This is a genomic window from Hyphococcus sp. (assembly GCF_965228385.1).
In the GTDB taxonomy this organism is placed as follows: Bacteria; Pseudomonadota; Alphaproteobacteria; order Caulobacterales; family Parvularculaceae; genus Hyphococcus.
In genome coordinates, this window is the sequence record NZ_OZ245810.1 from 378525 (window position 1) to 390327 (window position 11803).

At 56.6% G+C, this 11803-nt stretch carries 6 protein-coding genes; all 6 read right to left on the minus strand.

Annotation, left to right across the window (positions count from 1 at the left end; genetic code table 11):
* Nucleotides 1-3: 3 nt before the first annotated feature.
* A complete protein-coding gene (locus ACQK2Q_RS01745) occupies nucleotides 4-4896 on the minus strand; it encodes an NAD-glutamate dehydrogenase (RefSeq protein WP_425408036.1) in 4893 nt (1630 codons plus the stop codon).
* Nucleotides 4897-5067: 171 nt separating this feature from the next.
* Complete coding sequence (locus ACQK2Q_RS01750) at nucleotides 5068-5817, minus strand: hypothetical protein (RefSeq protein ID WP_425408037.1); 750 nt, start codon at nucleotides 5815-5817, stop codon at nucleotides 5068-5070.
* Between the two features lie 120 nt (nucleotides 5818-5937).
* A complete protein-coding gene (locus ACQK2Q_RS01755; protein ID WP_425408038.1) occupies nucleotides 5938-6621 on the minus strand; it encodes a hypothetical protein in 684 nt (227 codons plus the stop codon).
* Between the two features lie 50 nt (nucleotides 6622-6671).
* Nucleotides 6672-9380, minus strand: a complete 2709-nt coding sequence (locus ACQK2Q_RS01760) for a PAS-domain containing protein (protein WP_425408039.1) — start codon at nucleotides 9378-9380, stop codon at nucleotides 6672-6674.
* A 192-nt stretch (nucleotides 9381-9572) separates the two neighbouring features.
* Complete coding sequence (locus tag ACQK2Q_RS01765) at nucleotides 9573-10154, minus strand: TonB family protein (RefSeq protein ID WP_425408040.1); 582 nt, start codon at nucleotides 10152-10154, stop codon at nucleotides 9573-9575.
* Nucleotides 10155-10350: 196 nt separating this feature from the next.
* The gene (ahcY, locus tag ACQK2Q_RS01770) at nucleotides 10351-11757 is read right to left on the minus strand and encodes an adenosylhomocysteinase (protein WP_425408041.1); all 1407 of its coding nucleotides are present in this window, start codon (nucleotides 11755-11757) and stop codon (nucleotides 10351-10353) included.
* Nucleotides 11758-11803: the final 46 nt, after the last annotated feature.

An 11803-nucleotide genomic window follows, 5' to 3' on the forward strand; every position in this document is an offset into this window, starting at 1 on the left:
GTCCTAACCGCGGTCCGTCGCAGCCAGCAGCGCGTCCAGACTGCGGGTAAACAACGCAAATTTTCCGACGCTGACCGGACCGGTAAGATCGAGTTCGCCCGACGTCGCTTCAAATTCCGCGACAGCGCTGCTTGCGTTGTCGCGCCATTTATCGATGGCGCCCTGCGTCCATTTCGCAGGCGCTGACTTTGGTTCAGATTTCGAAAACTCGATAACGTGTGTTGTCAATTGGCGCTGGCGCGCGGTCAAATCTTCAATAATCTGGCGGATGGCGATCTTGTCGAAATGATCGGAGGGCGGTTCGCGCCGCGCCTTTTCGCGTACGGCGTCGATGTTGAACATGCGTCCGATGGCGAAGAAGACGCCGCCGACGCCTGGGTTCGACCATCCGGTTTCTGATGCAAGGTTGACGATGTCAAAAGCGAATTCGAGCGCGGGGATCGATGCGGCGTCGAGTGCAATTCCCTCTGGCGCGTCCTGTGCAATCCAGCGCTGGCGCCGGTCTTCAAGAGCGACCGCCGCATCTGGCGGCAATATATCGGGCAGGGCGGCTTTGAATTCAGCAACCGCATCCAGATATTGTCCGACTACAGACTTCAAACCGCGCTGAGTCAAATTCTCCCGCGCCGTGAGATCGCCCAACAAATGGAAAGTCTGTTCGCGCAACAATGACGAAGCTTCCAGATAAAGCTTTGTCTGCAATTGTGCAGGCACATTGTTGTCGAGCGCGTCCACGGCGGCGGCGAAATCATGAAGGTTATAGATCCGCCGAACCGCCTCATAGGCAAGAGCGACCGCCGCAAAGTCAACGCCGGCAGTATCTGCGGCGCGCTGCACGAAACCTACCCCGCATGTGTCGACCATCTCATTCGAAAGACGGGTTGCAATAATTTCACGGCGAAGTTGATGGCTGACGAGGGCGCGATTGTACTGGTGCAAGGCTTCCGGGAAATAACCGAACAGTTCCCGCTCGAACAGCGGATCGTCAGGCATATTCGAAGCGACGAGTTCGTCAAAAAGCCAAAGCTTGGCGTAAGCGAGAAGCACAGCGAGATCGGGCCGCGTGGGCCCAAGATTTTGCTGTCGCAACTGGCCGATCTGATCGAGGTCCGGAAGATATTCGATAGCGCGATCAAGACGTCCTTCACGCTCCAGCGTCGTCATGAAGCGGGCGTACACGTCAAGATCCGTAGCGGCGTTGACTTCCATCTGCGTAACGGCGCGGGTCTGGTCGTAATTATGACGCAAAACATGCTCAGCTACATCGTCAGTCATAGATGCAAGCAGCGGGTTACGCTCTTCCAGTTTCAACTCGCCATGCTCGACAGCGTTAGAAAGAAGAATTTTGATATTCACTTCGTGGTCGGAGGAATCAACGCCCGCGGAATTGTCGATTGCGTCCGTATTGATACGACCGCCATTGCGGGCGAATTCTATGCGCGCGCGTTGCGTGAGACCGAGATTGGCGCCTTCGCCGATTACCTGCGCGCGGATGTCATCGGCGTTAATACGCACCGCGTCGTTAGCCCGGTCGCCGACGCGCCAGTTTTCTTCCGCTTCGGCTTTGAAATATGTGCCAATGCCGCCAAGCCAGAACAGCTCAACCGGCGATTTCAAAATCGCCTGAATCAGTTCCGATGGGGTTATTTCTTTTTGATCAATATCTAGCGCTGTGCGGATTTCCGGCGTCAGCGCAATTGATTTGGCGTTGCGCGAAAAAACGCCGCCGCCCTTGGAAATAAGCTTATTGTCATAGTCCTGCCATGATGAGCGCGGCAGTTCGAAAAGACGTTTCCGCTCTTTATATGACTTAGCCGGATCGGGATCGGGATCGATAAAGATATCGCGGTGGTCGAAAGCCGCAACGAGCCGGATCTGTTCGGATAACAACATGCCGTTGCCGAACACGTCGCCGGACATATCGCCGACGCCGGCGACGGTGAAAGGTTCGGTCTGTATATCCTTCCCGGTTTCCCGGAAATGGCGTTTGACGGCTTCCCATGCGCCGCGCGCGGTGATGCCCATAACCTTGTGGTCGTATCCGGCCGAACCGCCGGACGCGAACGCATCGCCAAGCCAGAATCCGTATTCTTCAGAAATGCCGTTAGCCGTATCGGAGAAGGCCGCCGTGCCTTTGTCCGCCGCGACGACGAGATATGGGTCCGGATCGTCCCAGCGGACGATTTTCGCCGGCGTTTTCACATCGCCCTGTACGATATTGTCAGTCAGATCGAGAAGACCGCGAATAAATACTTTGTAGGCTTCGCGACCTTCCTCATAGATGGCGTTTCGGTCGCCGGTCGGCAATTGCTTTGGATAAAAGCCGCCTTTTGAGCCTGTCGGTACGATGACTGCGTTTTTCACGCGCTGCGCCTTGACCAGACCCAGCACTTCGGTTCGGAAATCTTCACGCCGGTCCGACCAGCGGAGCCCGCCGCGCGCGATGGGCCCGAACCGCAGATGTACGCCGTCGACCCGAGGGCCGGAAACGAAGATTTCGCGATAAGGTTTCGGTTCCGGCAGTTCGGCAATCTTGCTGCTGTCGACCTTGAAAGAAATATACGTCTTATATCCGCCGTCGATAGCGCGCTGATAATAGTTAGTGCGCGTGATCGCCGTGAAGAGAATGAGAAAGCGGCGGATAATGCGGTCTTCATCCAGGCTCGCTACATCATTCAAGGCGGTGATGACCGCCTTCCTGGCGCGCTTGGCGTCTTCCATACGCTGATCAGCGTCTTTCGGGCCGTCCGGATTAAAACGCGCATGAAAATAAGCGACGAGCAGTCTTGCAATGGACCTGTTTTTCGAAAGCGCTTCTTCTATATAAGTTTGCGAATAGGCAAAACCGGCCTGCATGTGATGGCGCGCCGCGCCGCGCAGCAGCCATGCCTCGCGCCAGTTGAGACCGGCGGTCAGGACAAGTTCATTGAAGCCGTCATCTTCAGTGCGGCCTTCAAGAACGGCAAGAATAGTTTCCTCGAATGTTTCCTTGACGTCATCCAGCGTAATTGGCTCGCCGCGTCCGTGCTCAGTATAAAAATCGTGAACCCAGAGAGCGTCTTCGCCATTTCCCCCGAAGGGCGCCACACGGTGGCTGGCCTCCTGAAGCACGCCGAGGCCGAGATATTCGATCGTCGGGATCAGCTTTGAGAGCGCCATAGGAGCGCCGCGCTTGTAAATCTTCAAGCGCACCGTCGCATCGCTGTCTCCCGCATCTCGGTAGGCGCGCACGACAATCGGATCTTCGCTCAGTTTTTCCAGCGCGGCGATGTCTTCAAGCGCTTCCGCCGCCGGTGTGGCTTCACGGTAGCCTGCGCTGAATGCACTTTCATACTTTTCGAATAAATTATCCGGAGCCGCGCCGCCATGCGCCTCCCGCATGGCGTCGAGCAAGCCGTCAGACCAGGTGCGGCAGATATCGCGAACCTGCCGCGTCAATTCCGTCAATCCAGGCCCTTCAGGCGCGCCGGGATTGATGCCGATTACGAAATGAATGCGAACGAGCGCGGCGTCGCCAAAGGAGGGCGAAAAAGACATGACCTGTCCTTCGAAAGCGTCAGCGAGAAGGTTGCCGACGCTTTCGCGCACATAGGAATTAAAGCGGTCGCGGGGAACGTAAACCAGCGCCGAAACGAAACGGTCGAACCTGTCGCGGCGCAGGAACAGTTTTACGCGCGGTCGTTTAAACAGGCGCAAAACGCCCAGGCATATCTCGGTCAGCGTATCGACATCGATTTGAAAAAGCTCGTCGCGAGGATAGCTTTCGAGAATATTGATCAGAGCTTTTTCATTATGCCCGCCGGGTGTGAACGCAGTGCGTTCAAGCACGTTATCGACTTTCGCTCGAATAAGCGGGATATCGGTGACGGGCCTGTTGTAGGCTTCGGCGGTAAAAAGGCCGACAAACAACTCTTCTCCGACAGGCGCGCCGTCCGGCGAGTAATTTTTTACTGCAACATAATCCATAAAAGCGCGGCGATGCGTCAGAGATTTTGAACTCGACTTGGCGATAATGATCGGTTCTTTAGAGTCGAGAAAAGCGGCGACGGCGGGAGACAGCTTTCCGTCCGGCTGAAAAGTGGACTTCAGCACAGCGCGTCCCGGCGCAGACAATATTCCGAGATCTTTATCCTGATCGGGTACGAGGTTTGGTACGCCGCTTTCATCCATATAGTTAAACCGGCGCACGCCTAGAAACGCAAAACGGTTATCCCACAGCCATTTCAGGAACTGCACGGCTTCTCGTTGCTCGTCAGCCTTCACGCCGGGCAGGCGAGAACGCTCAAGCTGGGCAATACATGTCGCAAGACGCGCGCGCATGGACTCCCAATCGGCGACGGCGATGGTGACGTCGCTTAGCACAGCCTCCATTTCTTTACGCAAGTCATCGACTTCGTTTTCCGAAACCGGCGGCTCCATTTCGATATGAATCATGGACTCGCGCACCGGCGCGCCGCCGGCGCCGCGTTTGCCTTTGGCGTCCCTCGAAACAGAGACAACTGCGTTTGAGAAAAAAGTGACAGCCTGACCGGAGTCCGCTAGCGCCGCGGATATCGAATCCACGAGAAACGGTTTGTCTTCGGTAACAATATCGAGAACCAGCCGGCTTTCCGTCCACTGTTTTCCTTTTTCAACGCGGAGCGCAATTTTGTTCTGCTCGGCTTTACGGGTCTGGCTGTGTTTCCAGGCTTCAGCAGCGCGTTCGAGTAATGACTGCGGTTCCGTCCAGATGTGGTCTTCGCCGGTAGCGTACATCACCAACTGTTCAACATAGCTCTTGAAAGCCGGCGCAGGCGCGCCCTCCGCGTCCAGATCGCCGACCTTCTTTTTTTGCGCCAGCGAGATAACCTGTTCGAGGATTTGTCCGTCTTCGTCGGTGAGAAAACCGTCAGCCATATCGCTTCCTTTGCGATTGTTTTAACCGCCCTCTTAACGCGAAGACTTTGAGAATGTCTAACGAAATAGAGGCCTCGCCGGATATTGCTTTGTTAAAATCTCGGCAAGGTCGAAAAACGCCTTAACGAAGTCCTGGCGGCTCGAAGTAAAGGCGGCTGCGAAGGCGAGGTGCTAAGCTTGCAGCGCCCGTGTTTCGTCACTGTGGGCGTCGTACCGATCGCTGTCCGTGCGGTCTAATTCCCGTCTTAGAAAACCGGTGCGCGGATATTGGCGGCTCGCCGATTTCTCAAGATAGCGATTGACGAAGATCAGCCCGGCTATGCCGAGGACCGCAGTCGCGACCGCCCCGGCGACAATTCCGGTTTCCTGAGCCCGCGCGCCGGCAAGGATAGTGAAGGCGACCGCTGGCGCGGCGATTGCTGCGGCTGCGAAAAAATGCGCTGCATGAAACAGCGCCGCTACGAAAGAGATCAGCAGCATCAGTGCAATAATCTGTATGGCGAGCCCGGCTGCAGCCCCCGCCGGGACAAGCAAAACCGGCGCGCAGGAAAAGGCGACGCCCAGAACGCATGAAGCAGACGTGTACGAGGCGCGCCAACGGAAGGGGTGCGCCGACAGGCGACCGCCGGAGCGAAACTCCGAGCGCATGCGGCGGCAGACCCATAATGAACAGAGCAAAATAGCGCCCCACGCCAGGGCGCGCGCGGGATAGTCCCGACCGGCGACGATAGCAAGATAGATGGAACCGCCGGCGATCATCGCCAGGCCCGGCGCGCTCCAACGCGACAGAACGTCAATCAGGTGCAGCCGTGCGCCGCGCGAAATCTGCGGCGAACGGCGTTTTTGACGCTGTATAGGCGCTTCGAGCGCCAATTCCTGAAGTTCGCGGACATTTCTTTCCTGCAGCGACGCGCTGGGCATAAATCGGCTGATCCTTTACTGGCGCCCATGGGAATATGGTTTCGTTAATCAACTGTTAACGAACACCGCAATGAAGCGATTTCCGCTCTGCGTCGAGACCGGATTGCAAAGAGTTATGGATTACTCTTCGTCTGGCGCATCGAGGGAGACCTCGATATTCACGCCGGTCTGGGCAAGGTCGCCTCTGAGGACAAGCGCATCGATATTTTTTGGATTGAGGGTCAGCGCCGCTACGACGTCATAAGCGGCGTCTTCGTATTTTGCGAGCGTGTATCGCCCGCGCCCGCGCAATACATAAGTCTGCGAACTGACGAAGCCCGCCGCCTCTGCTGTATCGACCGCGTCGATGACGTCCTGCCACCGTTCCTGCGCAGCGTAGACCTTGGCGGCCGTTAACTGCAGCTCGCCGGAATCGGGAACAAGAGCAAGGGCCTCGTCGAGCGCGTTTCCTGCAAGACTCGGCTCTTCGCCTTCAAGCCAGCTCAAGGCCGCCTGATCGTAAAGCCGTGCGCGAACATAATCGTCGCCAGCGTCATTTCGTCCTGCAATTTCTTCAAAACGCAAGGCGGCGAGTTTGGGAAAGCCGGCCTTGAGATCGGCTTGCGCCAGACAGTGGCGCGCTTCTGCGCCGCCGCCTTCTGAAACCCATTGCTGCGCGGCGATACGGCCAAGTTTGAGATCAGCGTCAACGAGCTGAACGCAATCGGCGTAGCGCGGAGACGTAACGGGCGCATCGCGCGATATACCGTCAGGCTCTTGCGCGGAAACAGCGGCCAGCGCCGCGAATATTTTAATATGCAACATGACCCGGACTTTACCCGTCTAATCACGCCAAAAAAGAGGCGGGAGAAAATTTATTCCGCCGCTTGCGGGCGAATAGCGGGTTTTGCTTCTCGATCCGCCTTGGTTTTGGCGCGGCGGCGCGACGGGGCCTTCTTTTTGGGCGGCGTTTTCTTTGCGGTTTTGGGAGAAGGCTTTTTGTCATCCGCGCCGGAGCTCGGCTTCTGCGCCTGCTGTTGGGCCAGACGGGCGGATTGTTCAGGTATAAAACACGTGACGGTTACGCCCGCGCCTTCGGTCGATTCCATTCTCACCCAGCCGTGATGGAGTTTTACAAAGCGTTCAACCAGGGCGAGCCCCAGGCCGGCGCCCGCGCTCGGGCCGCGGCTTTCAAATGCGTCAAAGGCTTTGGCCTGATCGGTGGGAGAAAGGCCGCGGCCGGAATCGCGAACCCATATTTTCACGGCCTCGCCGACGCGCGCTGCACCGAGCGTCACCTGGCCGCCGGCCCCAGTATAGGCGAAAGCGTTTGACAATAGGTTGAACAACACCTGTTTGATCCGGCGGTCATCGAGTTCCGTTTCGCCGATATCTTTCGGGCAGTCGACTTTCAACGAGACTTGGGTGTCTTCGGCTTTCAGCGCCGCAAATGTCGCCGCGCTTTCCAGAAGCTTGCGGATGTCTGTTTTCTTCAGTGCGAGTTCAAGTTGGCCAGCGTCGATAGCGGCGAGGTCGATAATATCGTTTATCAAATCCCGCAGATGATAGGAGGCGGAAAGAATGCTCGCGATATAATCTTTCTGACGATCGTTCAGTACGCCGAACATCTGGCCGTCCAGCATCTCGGAAAATCCGATAATAGTCGATAGCGGCGTTCTGAGTTGATAAGATACGTGATCGACGAATTTCGATTTCAGCCGGTCAGCGTTTTCAAGAATTGCATTGCGTTCCTTCAGTTCTTTCTCACGCTCTTTGGAATCGGTAATATCGAGGAAATGCGCGAGCGTTGCGCCGTCAGGAAGCGGCTCGGTGCCAATGGCGAGCGAACGACCGTCAACCAGTCTGATTTCGCGCGCGCTTAATGGCTGGCGATCCTGATAAGCCTTTGAAGCGATGCAGCGGCGCAGAGCGTCAAATGCGTCATCCGCCTCTTTTGTCGATTTTTGTAAATGATCGATAATCACGTCGATATGCGGCCTTGAATCTACAAGCCGCGCATCGAGGCGCCAGAGCTTCTGAAATGCTTTGTTATAAAGCTTGAGCGCGCCGTCGCCGGCGAAAACTGCGACGCCTTCCGTAAGATTGTTTAGCGTCGCTTTCTGGACGTTGATCTGTGTATTGAATTGCGCCTCGAGTGAGACTTTTTCCGTTATGTCTTCAAAGGCGAGCATCACGCCGCCAAGCGGATGACGCTGCCGCGCCACATGAAGCGTGCGTGCGTCCGGCAGATGCCAGACCTCATCAGGCGCGCCGCCAAGGCGTTCAGCGCCGGGCTCGGACAAGCCTTCCGTGTAAAGAGCGAGCTGTTTTTCCTTCCAGGCCTCGTAATCGGAAGGTTCGGGCAACCGCCCCAATACGCGCAACTGGTCAAGAATTTCACCGTGATAAACGCGGCCCGATAGATCAGCCTCGTCCAGCGTCCATAGCTCCCGGAATGCGCGGTTATAATAGATCAGGTTCTGACTAGCGCCGAATATCGCCACAGCGGTGTGAATTTGATCGAGCGTTCGCTGGTTCGCTTCAATCTGCTGTTTCAGATCGGATTTCGCTTTATCCTGTTCGCTGACGTCGATGGCGACGCCGCCAAGCGCCGCGTCGCCAGACCCATGAAGCGGAGTTTCGACAATACGGAAAACGCGCCGGTCGCCGCGGGAATTGATTACCGCGCGGCCTTCATTGGCCTTGCGATCGCCTGCGGCGGCGGCGGCGATTTTCTTGATCGAATTATCAAGTTCGATTTGCTGTTTGATGACATCAGCGACATTCGCCGCTTCGACTATGTCGGCGTAGGCGCGGTTCACCCAGACAAGCTCCAGTTCCGCATTGCGCCGCCAGGCCGGAATCGGTGAGCGCTCAAGCAGCGCCAGCGCGCCATGCAGATCCGTGGCGCGTTCACGGAATGCGCCGATGACCGCGCCGTCCTCGGCCATGCGCACCGCCGGATCGGTGATCCACAAAGCGACCTGACCGCCGGCGACGCGTCCATCGACCTCGATCGTGCGCCCGTCCGCGGTGACGACATTGCCAGAGAAAGCAACGCCATGATCGCGCAGATTTTTGATTTTTTCACGAAGGCTTTGCGGTTCGTCCGCCTCATCGTCCTGCAGATGCAACGCGCCAAGAGCGTTCAAAAGACGATCCACCGGCGCGGTTTTGGCTTCCTTTTCGTCTTTAGAAAATGACAACAACGACGCCAGCGCCGCAGGACCGCCGAGAATTTTCGGCGAACCCCAGCCGCTCTCAAGGCTTTCCGTGTCGTCTTCCCAGACTAGAACAAGACCGGGATGCGCGGAAAGAACCGAATCCGATTTTTCAAGACGCGCTTCCATTTCGGCCAGTTTTTCCGACCAATGGAGCGACTGGTTTCGCGTCGCCGCCGATACTCGCAGCGCCCAGACGACAGCGGCGACGGCAAGCCCTACAGCGCCCGCCGCGCCGGCAAGCAGTGGATCTATCGCTTGAGCGGAACCCGGCAAACCGGCCGCAAAAGCGCTCGCGGGCGCCAGCGCCGCAGCGCCGCCCAGCGCTGTTCCCGCCATGAGTTTTTTCGCCCAGTTTGTCATGCCGCCGTTCTTGATCTCTATACTCAGCCCGGAACCACCTAACCTATGCAGATTCGCAATATTTTGCGCCTGTTCCACGCTAACGCCCAATATGTACTGTGTTCGCGCAGCGCTTCTAGGGTGAATATCGTGAATTGAGACGCTGACCGCATGAAGTTTTCAACAGGTTGGAGGGGCGATATCTTCCCTAACTCACTCCACAAGCTGGAAATTGAAGACCTCCACCAGACCATATCGCATTGCCTGACGCCCGGCTTCGCCTGATGGCGGATATTTCCATTTGGCGACAGCGTTTCTGATCGGCCGGTCAAAACAGCGATCCGGCGACTGCGTGATACGCGCGTTTACAACATTACCTTCAGGCGTGACGTCAAATTCCACGATAACGACGCCCTCGGCGCCTTTCGAGCGGCAACCTTCGGGGTAGGTTGGCGTAACCCTGATAGAAGGGCCGGCAAACCGGCTCCCGCCGCCCGGCGGCGTACGCTCGATCGTTACAGGCGCGGGGTCTACGCGCACGCCATTGGGCGTCCGACTGCTTTTTGGAAATTCCAGTTCTGTCTCCGGCAACTTCTCGGGCAGGGTTTCACGCGGCGGTTTGGGTTTTTCTATCCCATCCGGCGGCTGTTCGGCGGTGATTTTGATTTTCAATGCGGGTGTAGGCTCTGGATATCCTTCATGGCGGTTTTTGATCATTTCAGCCATCATGAAAAAAAGACCGGCGGTAATCATGGCCGCAGCAGGCATCCCAACAATCCAACGAAACAATAACATAGCGCATTCCTTTCATGCTCTGGCTCAGCTTGAGCCGTGCAGCCCGGAATGGCGCTGATACTCATTACAATAGAGCACGCCCCCGTGCTACATAAGTCGCACATTAGCGTATTGCGACATATGTAGCAAGTCTAAATGAAGAAAATGCGCCAGGTTTCGCAAGGCGCATTTTCAGATTTCTTACGAGCGGAAGCGGCTAGTAACGGTAATGGTCAGACTTGTAAGGGCCATCGACCGGCACGCCGATATAATCGGCTTGTTCATTGGAAAGTGTCGACAGATTTGCGCCGACTTTGTCCAGATGCAAGGCCGCTACTTTTTCATCGAGATGTTTGGGCAGAACGTAAACCTCATTCTTATACTCGTCGCCTTTGGTCCATAGCTCGATCTGCGCCAGCGTCTGGTTTGTGAAGGATGCGGACATCACGAAAGACGGGTGTCCCGTGGCGTTGCCCAGATTTAACAGCCGGCCCTGAGACAACAGCAGCATCCGGTTGCCGTCGGGGAAAGTGATCATGTCCACCTGATCCTTGACGTTCGCCCATTTGAAGTTTTTGAGGCCATCGACCTGAATTTCATTATCGAAATGACCGATATTGCCGACGATCGCCATGTCTTTCAGCGACTTCATATGATCGACTGTAAGCACGTCTTTGTTGCCGGTCGCCGTGATGACAATGTCGGCGCGCGGGGCGCCCTGTTCCATCGTAACGACTTCATACCCGTCCATCGCCGCCTGCAAAGCGCAAATGGGATCGATTTCAGTCACCAGGACGCGCGCGCCAGCGCCGCGCAGTGACGCTGCGCTGCCCTTGCCGACATCGCCATAACCGGCCACGAGCGCTACCTTGCCGGCCATCATCACATCGGTGCCGCGGCGAATGCCGTCGACCAGTGATTCTTTACAACCGTATTTATTGTCGAATTTCGATTTTGTGACGCTGTCGTTGACATTAATCGCGGGGAAGGGAAGCGTGCCCTTTTTCTGGCGCTGATAAAGACGCAACACGCCAGTCGTGGTCTCTTCGGTGACGCCTTTAATGTTGGCCTTGACCGTCGAATACCAGTTCGGCTGTTTCGCGAGGCGGCGCTTGATTGTCGCAAACAGCGCAGTCTCTTCTTCATTGGCCGGATTATCGAGCAGCGACGGGTCTTTCTCCGCATCGGCGCCAAGAAGTATTAGCAAAGTCGCATCGCCGCCGTCGTCAAGAATCATATTCGCCGTTTCACCATTCGGCCATTCAAAGATTTTGTCGGCGAGGTCCCAGTATTCTTCAAGGCTCTCGCCTTTGAATGCGAATACCGGCGTTCCCGCAGCGGCGATAGCGGCGGCGGCGTGGTCTTGCGTCGAATAAATGTTGCACGACGCCCAGCGAACTTCCGCGCCCAGCGCCTGAAGCGTTTCGATGAGGACCGCGGTCTGGATCGTCATGTGCAAAGATCCTGCGATCCGCGCGTCCTTCAATGGCTGGGCGGCCCCGAATTCCTCTCGTGTCGCCATTAGGCCCGGCATTTCGGTTTCCGCGATTTCAATTTCGCGTCGGCCGTAATCGGCGAGGCTTATATCCTTGACGAAATAGTCTTGTTTTGCGGGGGCATTCATGGGGCGAACCTCTTAGTCTGAATATGATTGAAGCGGCGTATAACAG